At 70.7% G+C, this 17,307-nt stretch carries 9 protein-coding genes; 1 reads left to right on the top strand and 8 read right to left on the bottom strand.

What is annotated here, in order from left to right; genetic code table 11:
• The first annotated feature begins 11 nt into the window (after positions 1 to 11).
• Positions 12 to 449 carry a DUF6292 family protein gene (locus tag H504_RS33520; RefSeq protein WP_051385538.1) on the top strand — a complete coding sequence of 146 codons (438 nt, stop codon included), beginning with the start codon at positions 12 to 14 and terminating at the stop codon, positions 447 to 449.
• Positions 450 to 456: 7 nt separating this feature from the next.
• Here the strand turns inward: H504_RS33520 and H504_RS0106015 are convergent, their stop codons facing one another.
• The 8 genes from H504_RS0106015 to eccB all read right to left on the bottom strand — a co-directional run bounded on the left by H504_RS0106015 (position 457) and on the right by eccB (position 17,227).
• Positions 457 to 11,241, bottom strand: a complete 10,785-nt coding sequence (locus H504_RS0106015; RefSeq protein WP_026422047.1) for a toxin glutamine deamidase domain-containing protein — start codon at positions 11,239 to 11,241, stop codon at positions 457 to 459.
• A gap of 222 nt (positions 11,242 to 11,463) precedes the next feature.
• Positions 11,464 to 11,769, bottom strand: coding sequence for a hypothetical protein (locus H504_RS0106010; RefSeq protein WP_026422046.1), 306 nt, complete (start codon positions 11,767 to 11,769; stop codon positions 11,464 to 11,466).
• Positions 11,766 to 12,173 carry a YbaB/EbfC family nucleoid-associated protein gene (locus H504_RS33515; RefSeq protein WP_051385537.1) on the bottom strand — a complete coding sequence of 136 codons (408 nt, stop codon included), beginning with the start codon at positions 12,171 to 12,173 and terminating at the stop codon, positions 11,766 to 11,768. The genes H504_RS0106010 and H504_RS33515 overlap by 4 nt, the downstream gene beginning before the upstream one ends.
• A gap of 159 nt (positions 12,174 to 12,332) precedes the next feature.
• The gene (locus H504_RS38435) at positions 12,333 to 14,612 is read right to left on the bottom strand and encodes a hypothetical protein (RefSeq protein ID WP_051385536.1); all 2,280 of its coding nucleotides are present in this window, start codon (positions 14,610 to 14,612) and stop codon (positions 12,333 to 12,335) included.
• 87 nt (positions 14,613 to 14,699) lie between these two features.
• Complete coding sequence (locus H504_RS0105995; RefSeq protein WP_026422045.1) at positions 14,700 to 15,074, bottom strand: hypothetical protein; 375 nt, start codon at positions 15,072 to 15,074, stop codon at positions 14,700 to 14,702.
• Positions 15,075 to 15,157: 83 nt separating this feature from the next.
• A complete protein-coding gene (locus H504_RS0105990; RefSeq protein ID WP_026422044.1) occupies positions 15,158 to 15,448 on the bottom strand; it encodes a hypothetical protein in 291 nt (96 codons plus the stop codon).
• Positions 15,449 to 15,544: 96 nt separating this feature from the next.
• A complete protein-coding gene (locus tag H504_RS0105985) occupies positions 15,545 to 15,847 on the bottom strand; it encodes a hypothetical protein (protein ID WP_026422043.1) in 303 nt (100 codons plus the stop codon).
• Positions 15,848 to 15,883: 36 nt separating this feature from the next.
• The gene (eccB, locus tag H504_RS33505; RefSeq protein ID WP_035303369.1) at positions 15,884 to 17,227 is read right to left on the bottom strand and encodes a type VII secretion protein EccB; all 1,344 of its coding nucleotides are present in this window, start codon (positions 17,225 to 17,227) and stop codon (positions 15,884 to 15,886) included.
• Positions 17,228 to 17,307 lie beyond the last annotated feature (80 nt).

Raw genomic sequence — 17,307 nt, 5'->3', positions numbered from 1 at the left:
AGGGTTCCACCGTGACCGCGGTCCTCGAGTTGTCCCTCGGCTACCAGCACCCGGCCCACCGCGCCCTGCGGGAGTACCTGCACGGGGTGGCGGCGCAGGTCGGCGTGGGCTTGGAGTCGGTCACCGTCGACCTGGACACCCCGGTGTCGGCCTACCTCGCCCTCGACGTGACCCTGCCCAGCCACCCCGGCCGTGACGTCGCCCTGCTCTGGGACGAGCGGTCCGGCTGGGCGGCCGCGATCGAGACGTACTCGGGCGAGGACCTCATCGTGCTGTGCTACCTGGGCGGCGCGGCGACGCCGACCGCCGGTGCGGTCGCCCGGTTCGTCAACGCCCTCCAGCGCGGCCTGACCGTGGGCGTGACCGAGCCCCCACTGCTGCGCGAGCCGACCGGCTTGGACGGCCTGGTGGACGAGTTCCGCTCCCCCGCCGTCACCTGGGCGGCCTGACCAGCGATCAGTCACCCTTCCCGGAGCCCACCGGCACCGGGTCGTGGTCACCGCTGTTCTGGTCGTCGTCTCCGTTCGGGTCGATGCCGAGATCGTCCTCGATATCACTGTCGGTGACCAGGTCGGACTCGTCGATCGGCAGCGGGCGGCCGCGTGGCGGGAACTCCAGCACGTCCGGGAGTTCCGCGTCGGGCCCGATGACCAGGGCGATGATCCGCTTGCGCAGGATCGCGGCCGCCAGCTCGGCGACGAATCCGGGGTCGACCGGCCCGTCCGACTCGAGCAGGTAGCCGTCGCGGAACGGGACCAGCCGGTCGGTCGACCCGCGTAACGTGATGATCTCGCTCCGCTCCGACAGCGACCGCATGCGCTGGATGTCGGTGTCCCGCAGGTGCAGCGACAGCGCCTCGGCCTGGGCGCGCGCCACCGGCGAGTCGTCCACCACGTCCAGGAGCGTGTCGAGTTCGTGGCCGACGTCGTCGATGTGCGCGGACCAGTTCGGCGTGTCCGAGGCGGCGGTCGCGGCGTGACCGGCGGCGATCCCGGTGGGCAGACCGCTGGGTAGGCCGGGGACCTGGTTGCCGCGGATGAACTGGTTGTTCGCGTCGAGCGGGATCGCGTGCACCCGCCCCACCCCCGGGATGGCGTCGGGGCTCGCGGGCACGACGGTCCCCTGTTGTGGATCGACCAGCAGGACCTGCCCGTTGTGGTTGACCACGTTCCAGGCGTGCCCGCGACCGCTGTTGGCGCCGAAGGCGATCAGCAACGCGTCGGCTCCGTGCCCGGCCCGGGTGACGCGGTCGATCACCTCGGCGAACGCGTCCGGGCCGATGCCGACGAACTCCGGCGCGTACGAGGTCCACTCGGCGGCCCGGCTCACCGCGCCGCGGGGCGCCTGCCCCGGCATGCCGATCCCGGCGACCCGCGGTTCACCGTGGTAGGTCGAGTGGAAGGCCACCGCCGCGTCCACGCAGTTGACGTCCCGACCGGGCACGGTGCGATCCCCGTTGATCAGGTCGACCCAGCCACTGGGGTCGGTGAACCGGCTCCCGGGCGGCACGGCGGCGGTGAGGGCCGCCAAGTCCTGGGTGGACGCCGGGGTGAGCACGTCTTGGCTGGACCGGGTGCCCGGCGGTTCGGGGTGGGTGACCGGTCCGGCGTCGGACTCGAACTCGTCCCTCGACCGCTTGGTCCCCCGTGACCCCCGATCGCCGGAGTTGTCCACTGTGGATTGATCTGTGCTTGCCGACTCGGGTCCGGTGTGCGCGCTCTCGCTCCACGGCCCGGTGACCGTGTCGGTGGCGCCGTTCGGGTTGGCCTGGGCGAATCGCACCCGCGGCGCGCGGACACGCGGAGCCCGCGGCGGGACAACGGGGTCCGGCTGGGTCGGGTTGACGGTCACGTCCCCCGGCGCGGACCGGGCCGCCACTCCGTCCGCGATGTCCTGCGCGGTGAACGTCGACCCGTTGGGCACGACGAAGGTGTGCGGGCGGGTGTCGATCGGCAACCCGTGCACGAAGTCGACCACCTCGTTCTGGGTGACGCCGGGCGCGATGTGCAGCGTGCGCCCCTGGTCTTCCCGGCCGACCGCCGGGGCGACGACCGCGGGCGCCGGGCCGGTGTTCGGGTGCAGGATCGCGCCGTCGTTGGAGCGGGTGACGGCCAGGCCGCCGGGCACGGTCGGGTTGGTGGTCGCGTAGACGTCGCCCAGGCTGATCAGGCCCTCGCGGAGGGCGTCGGCCTCCCAGACGCGGACCCGGACGTCGTTGGTGGCGGTGATCTTGACCGTGGTCGGGGCGGGCCTGCGGCCGAACCAGCCCTTGATCTTGGGGATGACGCTGTTGGACGCGCGCGGCGTGGTCTGCACGTAGAACTCGGCGTTGGCGTCGAACAGGTAGGACCGCCCGCCCTGGGCGACCACGGTCAGGTCGAAGACCGCGTTGGTCTGGGCCTCCGGCACGCCGGTGGCGCTCTCCGCGCCCATGGTCGGCGTGGTCTGCAGGTTCACCGGCCCCGGTGTGAGCGTGTCGCTCGGGTGCCGCGCCGTGCCGCCGCCCAGACCGGCGGCGGTGGCGCCCCGGGACCAGGTGACGGTGCGGGAGGAACCGGTGAGCGTGATGTCCTCGGTCTCGCGGCCGTGGTCGACCTTGCCCGGGTTGTTCAGCGGCACCAGGGTGAACGAGCCCGGCACGAACCGGCCCTGCACGGAGACGTCGAGCAGGTCGTCGTGGAAGGTGTGCTTGGCGCCGACGATGCCCTTGGTGGAGTACGAGTCGCCGGTGAACATCGACCAGCCGCCGTTGTGCAGACCGGTGCCGGTGGTGAGGGTGTGCACGGCGTACTCGGAGGTGGTGCCCTTGCTGGTGTAGGTCGAGGGATTGTTGCGGGCGTTGACGAAGTTGCCCTGCGGCACGTTGTTGCCCACCGCGACCGGTGCCGCGGAGGCCTGGGCGTAGGCGGCGTCCCGGATGGCCCTCGCCGTCGACGACCCGAGGGACTCGATGTGCCACATGCCGTCCGGGTCGAGCACCCGCTGGTTGACCCGGTTCGGGTCGGCGGCGGGCAGGTTCAGCGGGTTGGTGGTGAGCACGTCGAAGGTGGGCGCGACCGGGGCGTTCATCGGCGGTGACGACCGCGGCTTGGGGGCGACCAGGTCGACCGAACCGTAGGCGTGGACCGGGGCGGTGGCGATCTCGTCGCGGTTGAAGTGGCGGATCGCGGTGAGGGTCAACGCGTCCGGGGCGGGCATCGGGGTGCGGATGCGGGAGATCTCCAGCGAGTAGGTCACGTCGTGGGTGGACCGGTCGAGCTGGTCGAAGGTCAACAGCCGCATGGGTTTGAGCTGCGTGCTGCCCGGCAGGGTCTCCGACTCCGACACCTGCTTGCCGACACCGAGCAGGGCACCCAGGTTGCCCGCCGTCGAGCCCGGTTGGACGACGACACTGCCGTCGGGCTGGGTGACGCGCGGGGCGGCCTCGCGGATGATGAGGTCGTTCTGGATACCGGCCGCGTAGGCGTGCGACTTGGTCTTCTGCACGGAGTCGACGGTGTTGATGTAGGAGTAGGTGGTCTGCGAGTTCGGGGTCAGCGGGGTGTTCTGCGGCGCGGGCCGCGCGGCGTGCGCCGGGGCGGCCTGGGTCGGTGTCGCGACGATCCGGACGTCGACCACGTCGGCGTAGAACGGGTCGTTGTTCGGGATGGAGATCACCCCGGTGTCGCTGAGCACGTCCTTGAGCGAGAGGTGACCGCGCGGGCTGGACAGCAGTTCGGTGATCCGCTCGATCACGTCGGCCTGCCACTTGCCGGTGACACCGATCGTGGTGAGCCGGGTCCGCGCGTCCTGCAGCGGGTTGATCCCGTGCAGGCGGGAGTTGAACACGGTGGTGGTGCCGTGCGAGACGTAGTTGTTGTACGCGGGGTTGGCCGGGTCGCTGAGCAGGGTCTGCGTGGTCGCGGGCGGCGCGGGCGCCGGGGCGGGCGGCAGCACGGCCTGGATCTCCGGCGGGACCGGCAAACCGTTGGCGGTGAACATCTCCGCGGCGGTCCGCGCGGGCAACTGGACGAGGATGCCGTCCGGCTCGTCGACGAAGACCGACACCGGGTCGGCGGTCGAGGTCTTGACGCTGTTGCGGATGTTCAGGTTGCCCGTGTAGTTGTAGCGGACGTCCATGGTCAGCCACACCGTCGGACCCTTGTAGTTGTAGAGCTGGCGGCCGCCCGGGGTGAGCTCGTCGATGTTGGCCCGGCCGCCGCGCCGGTTGCCGCCGAAGGCGAGCCGGACCCGGTTGCCGAACTTGGTCAGCCGCCGGGGCAGCACGTCGACGGCCAGTTCGGCCTCCACGCCGAACTGGCGCTGCTTGTTGTTGTTCACGACCAGGTCGCCGTCCTGCCGCCGCTGCAACTGGCCGTCCTTGCGGACGTCGACAACGCGCGGGGACGAGTAGGTGGCGGCGGCGCTGATCGACCCGTTCATGTCGGTGAGCCGCCCCGGCTCGTACAGCTTGTGCGGGCCGCCCTGCTCGCCGTTGAGGCCGAGCACCGCCAGACCGCGCCTGCCCGCCTGGGAGACGAACCCGCGGATCGCGTCGCCCGCGGTGGTGCCGGGTTTGGTCAGTGTGGAGAGCTTGTAGCTGAACTGGCGTTGGTTCACCCCACCGCGGTTGGACTCGGTGACGGTCCTGGTGCCCCAGGACGGCCAGGTCCCGCTCAGCATCCCGGGGGATGTGCGTTCCGGCGCGGGCGGCCGACCGGGCGCGCCGGGCGGGGGGATCTGCCGCACGCTCTTGGCCAGCGCGATGTTGACGGCCTCGGTGCTGTTCGGGGTGACCCGCACGTGCTCGACACCCGCGAACTCGCCGAACAGCTCCGGGTCCACCACGACGGTGCCGTGGGCCATGGCGGGCGCGGTGCCGACGTAGAGGCCAGCGTTCATCGTGGATGGCGCGGGTGGCCGGTCGGACCAGGCGAGCTTGTCCACCGGCGCGGAGACGGTGACGGCGGCGGGCACGGTCTGCTTGCGCAACTGGGGGGTGTTGACCGGGTTGGTGTTCATGGTCCGCGCGGTGTCGATCGCCGCGCTGGTCGGCTCGTTGAGCCGGTCGGGCGAGGCCGTGCCGAAGGTCATCCGGCCGCCCAGGAACACCCGGCGGAACCAGTTGGGGACCGGGGTCTGCCGGTGCACGACGACGACCTCCATGTCGCCGTCGAAGCCGCGGTACTCGCCGCCGTACGCGGTGATGCGGCCGTCGCGGCCGTTGGTGCCGACCGCGGAGGCCCGAGTGCGTTCGTAAGTGCCGGACACGACGACGCGGGGCAGAGCGGTTGAGGTCGTCGCGCCGCCCTTGGGGTGCTCGCTCGCCGGTGGCCGGTCGCCGAAGGTGGGGCGGACCTCGCCGCCGACGCCGAGCCGCGCGGTACGGCCGATCTGGTCGGTGCGCCTGCGCTGCGAGGTGACGTGGTCCTGCACGGTCGCCTTGGCCTGGCCGGAGGCGAAGGTGTTGGCGGGCGGGCGGATCTTGACGTAGATGTCCAGCTTGTGCAGTTGCCCCCCCTCGACCCAGGTGACCTCCTCGCCGCCGTGCATGGCGTTGAAGATCGCGGTAACGGTCTTGGGGTCGGTGTCGAACTTCTCGTTCACCGCGGCCTGCCCGGTCGCGTCCAGACCGGTGTTGATGAAGGTCAGCACCTGCGCCTTGCCGGGCACGGCGGTGATGTCGTCGGTGCCGATCATGTACGGCTGGTTGCCCGGCGGCCGGGGCTGTACCGCGGTCGGGTCCAGTTGCTGCGGGATGTCCAGGTTCAGGTTCCGCGCCACGTCCACCGGGACGGTGACCAGCTCGGTGATGGTGCCGTTGGTCGGCGGCTGACCCGCCACGGTGACCTGCAGCGGCCGGGTGATCCGGTAGACCAGCTCGGCCTGGGTGGCGTTGCGCTCGACGGCGGACTCGTTGCCCCGGTTGTAGCCGCCGTTGCGGGAACTGGAGAAGTCGCTGAACAGGCCGACGAACCACTGCAGGGTGCCGGTGTCCATGCCCGCCGCCATGCCCAGTCCCGCGGTGACGTCACTGCCCTTGGTGACCACCGACGACGGGACGTGCGCGGTGCGCTGCTCGTCGACCCGGTTGGACGGCCCGACCAAGGTGACCTGCGGTGCCCCGGTGGCCGTGACGTTGACGCCGGTGCCGCCGATGGTCGTGTTGACCTGGCCGTTGTTGGCCATCCGCCGCACCTGCTGGGACTTGAGCAGGTCGGTGACGTCGCCCCGGTGCTGTCCACCCAGCGCGGTGTTGACCGCGTCGGTGAACGGAACCGGCACGTGGGTCGCGTCCGAGGTCAACTGGTCGCGGCCGTTGACGGGCAGCGGCTGCGCGTTGGCCACCGCGGGCACGACGGCCGGGACCCGCATGCCCGCGTGGACCGTGCTGGTCGCCGGGTTCGGGTTGCCGATCCGGGTGGCGACGATCTCGATGTCGGCGTTCACCCACGGCCGGTCGCCGGTCCGCACACCCGGCCTGCTGGAGTTGTTGGACGTCTCGCCCTGGTTGCGGCGGGCGGTGAACCCGACCGACGCGTTCGGCCGCAGGAACGGCACTGTGTCGACGATCGGGGCCAACGAGATCAGCGGGATGCGGATGGGCAGGCTGCTGGACCCGGTGACGGTGACCGGGTTGTGCTGGTCGTCGCGGGTGGTCTTGACGATGTCCGGGTGCGCGTTGGGCACCGCGTTGACGGTCGACGAGCCCCGGGTGTCCTCGGGGCGCTTGGGCCTGCCGGTGAGCAGCACCCGCGCCTGGTTGCCGTTGGGCAGGTCCACGGTGATCTCGTGGCCGTGGTTGATGATCTCGGTCAGGTGCCGCTCCACGGCGGTCGCCGCGGTCCGACCGGCCTGGTTCGCGACGCCGGGGTGGTCGCCGAACAGACCGGCCACGGAGTTCACCACGCCGGTGGTGTCGCCCAGTTCCTCGACGACGATCCGGTCGGCGAACGGGCCGTCGCCGAGCATGGTGAGCCCGCGCTCGACGTTGCCCTGCTTGGCCGCGTTCTTGACCGCGGTGGCCGCGGTGGCGGTGTCCCTGGCCCGGGTCGCGGCGGTCTGGGCGGCGGCGGTGGCGTTCTGGGCGGCCTGCTGGGCGCGGCCGAGCGCGGTGGTGAGCTCGGTGTGCCGGTTGTTGACCTCGTCGGCGGCGGCGTCGGCGGCCTGCTGGTCGAGGTCGGCCTGGGTGCGCAACCGGGTGGCCTGGGTGCGGGCCGTGCCCGCCTGGCCGTTGGTCGTGTTGCGCTGGCCGGTGAGGGTGACGATCTGGGCCTGGTCCTGGGTGATCTGCTGTTCCAGCCGGGTGATCGCGGCTTCCTGCTGGGTGATCGCCGGGGTGGTCTGCGGGGCCGGGGTGGCGGCCGCTTGGTTGGCACCTGCCTGGCTGGTGCCCTGGCCTGCGGCCTGGCTGGCGGCGTGTTGGCGCGCGAGCTCGGCGCGGGCCTCGGCGACCTCGCGCCGCTGCCGGGCCACCTCGAGGGTGTTGGTGTTGACCTGGTCCTGCAGCGTGCCGATTTGCCGGTCGAGCTGCTGGACCTGCTGTTCGAGCCCGGTGGCCCGGTTCTCCTCGTTCGTCGCGGCCGCGTTCGACAGCACGGCGGTGTTGTGCGCGGCGGTCTCCAACCCGGAGTGGTGCTGGATCTCCTGGGCGAGCCGGGTGACGGTGGCGTGCTCGGTCGCCGCGTTCTGCCGCTGGGTCCGCGCGGTCTGCACCTGGGTGGCGGTGTCGGTGGCCGCCTGGGTGGCGTTCTGCAGTTGGGTGTTCGCGGTGTTGGCGTTGGTCAGCGCCCGGGTGGCCGACGCGTGCGGTCCACGCGCGGCGGCGTGCGCGGCGCCCTCCTGGACGCGCAGGTTCGCGATGGTGACCTGGGTGGCCTGGCGGGTCTGCGTGGCCGTCTGCAGTTGGAGGCGGAGCGGCCCGTGGTTGGTGACGAGGGTGTCGAGCGCGGCCTGCCTTCCGTCCCGTGCGCGCCGGGCGTTGGCCACGTCGTCGGGGGCGGCGTTGTCGAGGACCTGCTGTGCGTCTCGCACGTCGTCGCGGGCGTCGGCCTCGGCGTCGTCGGCGGTGTCGACCTGGTTCTGCAGCAAGCCCTCGGCGTTGATCTGGTTGGTCAACGTGCCGATCGCGGTGTTGATCTGGTTGCGCACGTGGTTCAACTGCTGCATCACCGGCGCCGCGGCCGTGTTCGCCGGGACGACGGCGGCCTGCGCCTGCCGGTTCGACTCCTCCGCCGCGAACTCCTGCGCCCGCGCCGACCGCTGGGACAACTCGGCCCGCCGCACCTGATCGGCCGCGGTGTCCACATGCCCCTGCGCGTCGCGGACACCCTGCTGCGCGACAGCGACGATGTTGTTGGGCGGTCGGACACCGAATGAGTCACCGATCGCCTGCGGACCCGTGCTGCCGTAGTTGTCGACGGTGGTGCCGTCGATGAAGGAGCCCTGCGGGTCCTGCACGATCGCCCACACCTTGCCCGACGGCGGGATGTCGGTCGACCACGTCCCGTCCTGGGCGTCCACGTGGAACACCTCGCCGTTGTGGTTCACCACGTTCCAGGCGTGCCCGTCCTTGGCGCCCGGCGGCGTGGTGAACACGATCGCGTCCGACCCGTGCCCACCCGCGCGAACGCGCTTGACGACCTCGTTGACCGCACGCCTGCCCTCCCCGAGGAACTGCGGCGCGTACCCGGTGCGCTCACTGGCGTGCGCGGTGCCCGCTCGATCCGGACCGGCGCTGCTCGGGTTGCCACGCCAGGTCTCGTGGAACGCCACGGCCGCGTTGACGCAGTTGACGGTTCCCTTGGCGTTGTTGATACCGCCGACCCACCGGCGGAAGTCGGTGAACCGCTCGCCGGTCTTCTTCGCCTTCGGCGGGACAGCGGGCCCTTCGCGGCGGGGTCGTTTCGCCGGGGTGACACCGACGGTGGCCGTGGCGGTGGCCTGCTGGGGCTTGACCGGTTTCGCGACCTGGTTGGGGGCCTCGGTGGTGGAGGTCGTCGCGGGCTTCGAGACCTTTGTGGACTCTTGTGGCCTGGTGACCTTGGTGGAGCCGGTGGTCGTGGTCGGTCTGGTGGTCGTGGTGGGTCGGGCGGACTCGGTGGGCGCGGCGGGGGTCTTCGCGGTCTGCGATTGCCCGGCGGTCGCGGTGGCGGTGACGGGATTCGGTGTGGAGGTCGGCGACTTGGGGGCGGTCGTGCTGGCGACGGTGGTGCTCGGGTTCTGCTTGCCCTGACCGGTGGTCGTCTCGGTGGTCTTGGCCTGGCCTGCGTTCGACTGGGTGGTGTTCGACTGGGTGGTGTTCGACTGGGTGGTGTTCGACTGGGTCGAGCCGGACTGGGTCGTGCTCGATTGCGTTGAGCTGGACTGCGTTGAACTGGACTGAGTCGTGCCGGATTGAGTCGTGCTGGTCTGAGTCGTGCTGGTCTGAGCCTGGGTGGCCGGGGACTTGGTGGTGGCGGTCTGCGAGCCGGTGTTCGAGTTCGTGCTGTTCGAGTTCGTGGTGGTCGAACTGGTGCTGGTTGAAGAGGTGGTGCTTGAAGACGCGGTAGTTGAAGACGTGGTGGAGTTGGCGGTACTGGAGGTTGTGGTGGCGCTGGTGGCTGGGTTGGAGCTCGTCCCAGTCGGAGTGGTGTGCGTGGAGCTCGTGGTCGTGGACGTCGTGCTGGTGGTGTTCGTTCCGGTGCTTGTCGTCGAGGGGGTGGGCCTGCTGGTGGTCGACTGGGCGCCGGTGGTGCTCGACTGGCCAGGGGTGGACTGGCTCGTCGATGACGTTGACGTGGTGGACGACTGGGTTGTGGTGGTGACCGGGCCGGATTGGCCGGGGGTGTGGGTGTTCGTGCTCGACGGAAGCACGGTGGAGTGGCTGGTGCTCGTCGTCGAGGTGGACGGCGTGGTGGTGGACGGCGTGGTGGTGGACGGCGTGGTGGTGGACGGCGTCGAGGTGGACGGCGTGGTGGTGGACGGCGTGGTGGCGCTCGTCGAGGTGGTGGTTGTCGAGTGGGTGGACGGCGTGGTGCTTGTCGTCGTGCTGGTGGAAGACGTGCCGGTGGACGTGGTGCCGGTCGACGTGGTTGTGGTGGCGGACGTGGTTGTGGTGGCGGACGTGGTTGTGGTGGTCGGGGTGTGGGTGGGGATGGTGGTCGACGAGGTCGGGGTGGGGATGCCGTTGGGGCCGGTGACCTGGTCGACCACGGGTGGGGTGGGGATCGGAGTGGTTGTGGTCGTGGTCGTGGTTGTCGTGGGGGGCGGGGTGGGGGCGGGGCCGCGGGTGCCGTCGATCTGGGTGGTGGGTTTGGACTGCGGGGTGTGGGCGGGGGGTTTGACGACGCCGAGGGAGGTGGCGACGGAGTTGCCGATGGCGGCGCCGACGACGCCGCCCACGCCGGAGATGGCGCCGGAGGTGGCGGAGAACGGGTTCATCACGAACTCGCCCTCGGTGGCGTACTTGTAGAGGGCCTCGGTGAGGGTTTCGTGGAAGGCCTCAACGCCGATCTCGACGACGTTCTCCGGGATGGCGTGGTGCCAGTCGAACTTGTTCTTGGCGACCTTGCCGAGCCAGGAGTCCAGGCCGTGCGTGGTCAGGTGCGAGATGACGTGGCCGATGCCCGCCAGTGGCAGGGTGAGCGCGCCGCCGAGGGCACCGACGGCGGCGGCACTGGCGGTGTACTGGGTGTTCCACTCGTGCCGGGTGCCCATGGCGAACTGGATGAGCTGCGCCGCGATGTCGATGATCAACTGGAAGGCGATGCCGATGACCTCGGCCTGGATGACCTTGAGCAGCAGCCTGCCCAGCAGCGACTTGAGCAGGAACCGCACGATCGCCATCCGCGCCGCCAGCCAGGCCATGCTGGCGCCCGCGGTGAAGAAGGCGTTCGCGATGGCCCAGGCGATCTCCGCGATCAGGGCGATGATCGAGAGGATGGAGACCAGCTTGGTGTACTCGACCTCCAGCGCCAGGTCGCGCAGGAACTTCGCGAGTACCTTGAACTGCTGGTCCGCCACCGCGATGTAGTTGTCCCCGCCCTCGACGAACGGCGCCATCCGGTTGGCGAACGCCAGTTCCGCGGCACCCCGGAAGGTCGAGCGGATCGCGTTGACCGCCGTGCGCAACTCCGGCGCCAACTCGCCGCTGAGCCGGTCCGCCGCCCGGTCCCACGCGTCCGCCAGCGCACGCAGCTTGTCCTCGTTGGCATCCGGCCACTCATCGCCGGTCAGCACCAGGAACAGCCCGCGGACCTCGTCCGGCACCGTCATCGCCATCGGTCAACCCTCCCCTCACGCACTCACTGTGAACTCGCACCAGAATCGAAACCACCCAGCTCGCCGAACAACCGCACAGGCGTCCACTGCGGCATTTCGCCGCTCAGCGGCCCGCCATCATCAACAACAGCCGTCCACTCTTGTCCGGCAGCACCAAGGCCGTCGGTCGACCCTCCCCTCGGGTACTCGGAAGTCTTGTCAGGACATCGTCTTGTCAGGACGTCAAGGGCGGACCGTGCTGTCCGCGTCCTCGTTGGTCTCGGTGAAGACGCCCGCGGTCTTGATGGTGCGGGCGCTGGCCTCGCCGATGGTCTTCTGCATGAGGCGCAGGAACTTCAGGGCCTCCTGCTCGCCGGGGCGGTAGCCGGAGTCGAACTTCTTGCCCATCTCGCCGGTGCCGCCCGCGCCGCGGTTCTGGTCGGTGGCGAGGTAGAGGTCGTTGCAGATCTCCACGGCCAGGTCGACCGTGTGGTCGATGTTGACGCCGCCGAGGCGGAGCTTCTCCGGGTCGACCGACAGGTGGCTCATCGGCTGGTCTCCTCGCGGACAACGGCGTTGATCATGGCGTCGATCTCGGCGGTGAGGGCGTCCGGGTCGGACAGGGTGGCCAGGTCGGGCACGCCCGCACCGGCGGGCATGATCTCGGCGAACAGGGTGGCCGTCGTCCGCGCGGACTGGTCCTGGGCCTTGCCGATCAGCTCGACCAGGCGGGTGGCCAGTTCGGCGGGGGCGAGGTCGCGCCAGCGGCGGCCGTGGAACTTGAGGCCGGTGAGCTTGCCCTGACCGTCCACGGTGGCCTCGACCATGTGGTCCTCGGTGGCCAGGGTGGTGGTGGCCGCGGCGACCTTGGCGACCGCGGCGTTGATCTTCTCCTGTTGCTCGCGCAGTTCGGCCACGGCGGCGGCCAACTCGTTGTGCAGTGGCGTGGACACGGTCTCGTCCTCTCGGGTGCCGGGATTGGGTTGCCGGGGCTGTGCCCGGTCGCGCTGAAACAGAGCCCCGCCCCGGACGGGCGGGCACACACATCACACGATCAGGGGACGGGGCAGGGTTCACGGCCGCCCGGGAAATCCCGGGCGGCCGTGCTGCCATCAGCCGTTGGCGGTCGCGGTGCCCTCGGCCTCTTGGCGGGTCTCGCGCTCGACCTGGCGGGTGCTCGACGTGGTCGACCGGAGGTGGACGTGCGTGGTGACCAGCGGCTCGTCGATCTCCGGGGCGCCGGAGTCGGGTCGGCCGATGACGCCGAAACCGATCTCCGTGTCGGTGCCCCAGATCTTCTCGTCCTCCGAGAGCCAGGTGGTGCGCTCGCGTTCCTTCTCCTCGCTGCCGCGGCCACCCATGCCGCCCATCCCACCCATCATCGGCGGGAAGAACGGCATGCCGCCGCGCTGGTCGTGCTCGGCACCGGCGCCACCGGGCCCACCGGCGGCGTTGGCGCCGTCCGACCCGTGGCCGGACCAGTCCGACCAACCGGTCTCCGACCCGGTCCCGAACGGCGAACCGGCACCCGTGCCCGCACCGCCGTTCGCACCGAAGCCGCCACCCGCGCCGAACGAACCGTCCGCGCCGACCCCGGCACCGCCGCCTGCCGCGCCCCACGAGTCGAGGCCGCCGCCCGCGCCGCCGATGGAGCCGTCCGCGCCGGGCAGGCCGCCGATGCCATTGAGCCCCGTGACCGGGCCGGTACCGGGGAGGGAACCGGGGCCAAGACCGATCCCGCCGTTGGCGGGGCCGCCCGGGGCACCGCCGGGGAACCCGGGCACGCCGCCGTTCGACCCGGGCAGGTTCGTGCCGCCGGGCAGGTGCGTGGAACCGTTCGGCTGGTTCGGTTCCCACCCGTCGTCGCCGATGTGACCGTCGCCGGGGTTCTCGACGTTCGGGAGGTTGGGCAGGTTCGTGCCGCCGTTGGCACCACCGTTGCTGTTCTTGCCGCCGTTGGGCAGGTTCGGCAGGAAGGGCAGACCCGTTCCGCCGTCGCCGCCGCCGGGCAGGCCCCCGCCGTTGGTACCGCCGTTGGGGTTCAACGCGTCGTTGAGACCGGGGAAGTTGGTGCCGCCGTTGGGCGGATCGCCGAGTTTGCTGGGGTCGTTGGACAGGTTGCTGAACCCGTCGGGCAGGCCGCTGCCGGACCCGGAGCCGTTGGGGAAGTCGTTCGGGTTGGGACCGCCGGGGCCGTCGATCCCGCCGTTCGGCGGCGGGGGCACGTTCGTGTCGCCGTTGGGCGGCGGTGGGACGTTGGTGTCCCCGTTCGGCGGGGGCGGGATGTTGGGGTCGCCGCTGCCGGGACCGTTGGGGTTGGTGTTGGGGTCCGGCGGCGGGCTGCCGATCGTCGGCGGCTGGTTGGTCTTCAGGTCGCCGAGGCTGCGGCCGGCCTTGCGGTAGGCGGCCTCCAGGGTGGCGAGCTCGGTACGGGCCTTGACGGCCATCTTGCGCAGCTCGACCCGGGCGACCTCGCTGATCGAGTTGTTCGCCGCGTTCCAGGTCTCGGCCCGGGTCAGGTCGCCGTCCACGACGGGGAACCCGGTGGGCATGGCGGGCGGGGTGACCCGGTTGGACGCGTAGAGCGCCATCGAGTCGCGGATGTACTGCTCGGCCTTGCCGCGGTCCTTGGCGCTCCACTGGTCGAGCAGGTACGACGGCTCGCCCCAGCTCTCCATGCCCTTGGTGCTGACATCCAGGCCCTGGTGCTTGATGTGCGCGATGACGTTGGCGACGAAGGTGTTCGCGGTGTTCATCGGCGCGTTGAGCAGGAAGTCGCGGCTGTCGGACCAGATCTGCCACATGTTCTTGCCGAAGGTGGACAGCGCGGTGGCCGCGTCGTCGATGCCGGTGGGGGTGGACGGGGTGCGGTCCAGGGTGATCTGGTCGTGCAGGTCGTTGAACGTGAACGCGAGCCTGCGCAGGTTCACCTGGATCGCGAAGGCGGCCTTTCCCTTGAACGCGCTGTCGTCGCTGTCGAGGCTGTCCCCCCAGGACTTCGTGGTGTTAAGGCTCTCGGTCAGGAACGTCAGGTAGTTGTCGGTGACGGTCTTGGAGTCGCGCAGCAACTGCACGTCCATCAGGCCGGACTTGCCGTACCACGCCTGGGTCACCGCGTCGTCGATCGCGTGCCACGCCGCGTACCACGAGTTGAACGCGGCCATGTTGAAGTCCGCGCCGAAGTAGTACTTGTCCCAGGCGTGGTAAGAGATGGAGTTCGCCGCCGAGCCGGGCGGGGTGAAGGTGAACCACGTGTTGGGCGACTCCCCGATCCCGCCACCGCTGTCGAGCATGCCCATGAGGTCGCTGCCCAGGCCGGTGATCGCGAAAAGGATCTGCTCGTAGCTGGCGGTGGTGAAGTCCCCGGTGGCGGGGATCGTGGGGTCGGCCATGGCCGTGTCTCCAAACGTAACGGACCCGCGCCCAGTCGGGGACGACGCCGGGTGGGGACGAGGGGGCGGGTGGCGGGGGAGAGTGGATCAGTGCGGGGTGCCGCTGAAGCCGCCGCCCGCGTTGAAGTCGGGGTACTCGGCGATGAAGCGGCTGATGTCGTACTGGGACAGGTCGTCGGTCTCCTTGAACACGCCCTTGGCGGCGACCAGGGCGTTGCGGAACTTGACCACGGCCTGGCGGATCTGCTCGTTCTGCTGGGCGACCGAGCCGCCGAAGGTCTTGCCCTTGCTGACCAGGCTGATCGCCAGCGCCCACTTCTGGGTGCCGGGCTGCAGGGTGAAGTCGGCGTCCAGCGGGTTCGTGTCGGACGCGGTCGCGGTGTGCAGCAGGGCGTTCTCGATGTTGTCCAGGACGCCGATGAGCTGGTTGTAGCGCTGCTCGTCGAAGGTGATGTTCGACATGGGTTCCTCCTGCTGGGTTGGGTTGGCCGGGGACCGGGGCCCCGCGCCGCTGTCCACGGTGGACGTGCGCGGGGCCCGGCCGGTCAGCCGAGCATGATCCCCTGGCCGCGGGAGTCGCCCTCGGCGAAGATCTCGTGCACGTTGATCGAGGCCAGCGAGTGGGCGTTGAGCTTGGTCTCCATGTCGGAGTAGGTCAGCGTCCACTGCGCTTGCGCCTCCTGCCACAGCGGCGTCGCCTTGCCGTGCGTGGCGACCTCGATGTTCTTCAGCGAGGCGTTGAGGTTGGTCAGGATGTCACCGAGCTGCTTGACGTACATGTAGAGCTGCTCGTTGAGCTCCAGGTAGCCGTCGTGGTCGATGTCGAACGCGGTCATGACGTTTCCTTTCGAAGACCCGCAAAAGACCCGAACCCGCGAAGCCGGGAACGATGCCGGGCGGGGAAGAGGGGGTGGGTGGTGGGAGAAAATACTTCAGCGGCCGTTGGAGGCGCTGTCGGCGTCGTTGTTGGCGGAGCGGTTGGTCTGCAGCAGGCCGGTGGCCTTGGCGTTGAGGCCGTCGAGCTGGTTCTTCACCACGTTGAAGTCGCCGGACCACTCGCCGATCGCGGTGGCCAGCTTCATGCCGGAGGTGGAGTTGTTGACCTGCGGCAGCATCGCCTGGATGTTGAGCACGTTCTGGTTGAGCTGGGCCATCTGCTGCAGGCTGGTCTCGGTGGCGTTGATGATGCCCTGCAGGGTGGCGTCGTCGTAGCCGTAGCGGTTGGGCGTGGTCATGGTGTTCTCCTCGGGTTGGGCGATGGGTTGGGCGATCTACTTGAGCCGGTCCAGTACGGGACCGGTGGGCAGTAGTGCGATGAGGTCGGCGGGAACCGCGGCGGCGCCCTCGACGGGTTGTCCCAACGCGGTCGCGGCGTCGCCGCTGGCGACGGGGAACTTGGTACCCGCGTCGGTGACGAGGTACATGCCCGCGCCGGGGACACCGGGTGCCGGTCGGGTCCGCACGAGGAGCCCCGCGCCGGGGGCGACGGTGACATGGTCGGCGGTGCGGTTGTCGTGGTCGGTGCCTTGCACGGCCGGGTCCGGGTCGCCGGTGAGGCGGGGGCCGACGGTGAGCGTGGCGGTGTCGCCGGTCCATCGCACGCAAGGGGCGCTGTTAGCGCCGTCGGCGAGGTCGATCTGGTGTGGTGGCTCTGGCGGTAGGCCCGTCTGCCAGTCGGGGGCGGGCAGCATAGTCGCGGTCGCCAAGTCCGCCGCCGCTATCTTGCGTGATGGCTGCGGCGAGGCCGGATCCGCGACGAGCAAAGCGGCGACGGTAGCACTGACGGGCATCAGTCCCCCGGCCTGAACCAGGTAGAACCGTTCACCGACAACGGCTTCGGGGACCTGCAGGAGTTGACCGACGGTGGTGGGCTCTCCCCCGATGGTCGGGCCGGAACCACCTCGGCTGATCTTCGGCGAGCCGAGGTCGGGGCCCTCGGGGAGGGCGTTGAGCCAGGACTCGGTGACCGGGACCGCGGCGGTCGGGTCGAGTCCGAGCGCGGCGGGCACCCATGTCGCGGTGACCCGCAGCCGCCGGTCGCGCCAGGCCAGGTGCAGGCCCCCGTTGGGGGCGCGGACCAGCAGCGCCCCGTCCACCGGTGGCTGCGGCGTGCCGCCCACGCCAATGGCGAGCGCGACGCCCGGTCCGTCCGGGGTGGTCATCGCGCAGACGGTCCAGGTGCGTTGCGCGCCGCCCGGGTTGGGCAGCGAGTCCGGGGCGCCCATGATGCCGATCGGGCCGCCCTGCGGCACACCGGTGATGTCGGCGGCGGTGACGGTGGCGACCTTGGGGTTGGCGCCGAGCAGCAGGCGGGCGGAGGCGTAGTTGAGGACCGGGCGGAGCTTGCCGTCGACCATCAGGTACCGGCCGCCGGTGCCCTCGTCGACGATCAGCGCGCCCGGCTCCCGCCAGGCGGTGCCGCTGCCCGGGGCGATCAGGTTGACCACCAGCGTCCCGGCCAGCACCAGCCCGGCGACGGCGGTGCCGCCTGCCAGCCCGGCCACCGTCCGCCGCATCGGCCGCTCCAGCGCGTCGGGGTCGACCCGCAGGACCGCGCTGTTCAACCTGCCGACGAGGAACGAGTGGGCCTGGACCTGGTCGCGCCTGCTGTACATGACCTGCCTCCTCTCGTTCCTCGGGTTGTCGTGCGCACCGTCTGCCTTGGACACGGCTACCGGGCGCCGGATGGTTCACG

Origin of the sequence: Actinokineospora inagensis DSM 44258 (assembly GCF_000482865.1) — a bacterium.
Taxonomy (GTDB): Bacteria; Actinomycetota; Actinomycetes; order Mycobacteriales; family Pseudonocardiaceae; genus Actinokineospora; species Actinokineospora inagensis.
The sequence above is the reverse complement of the archived record's forward strand: the minus strand, read 5'-3'. Positions and strand labels throughout refer to the sequence as shown.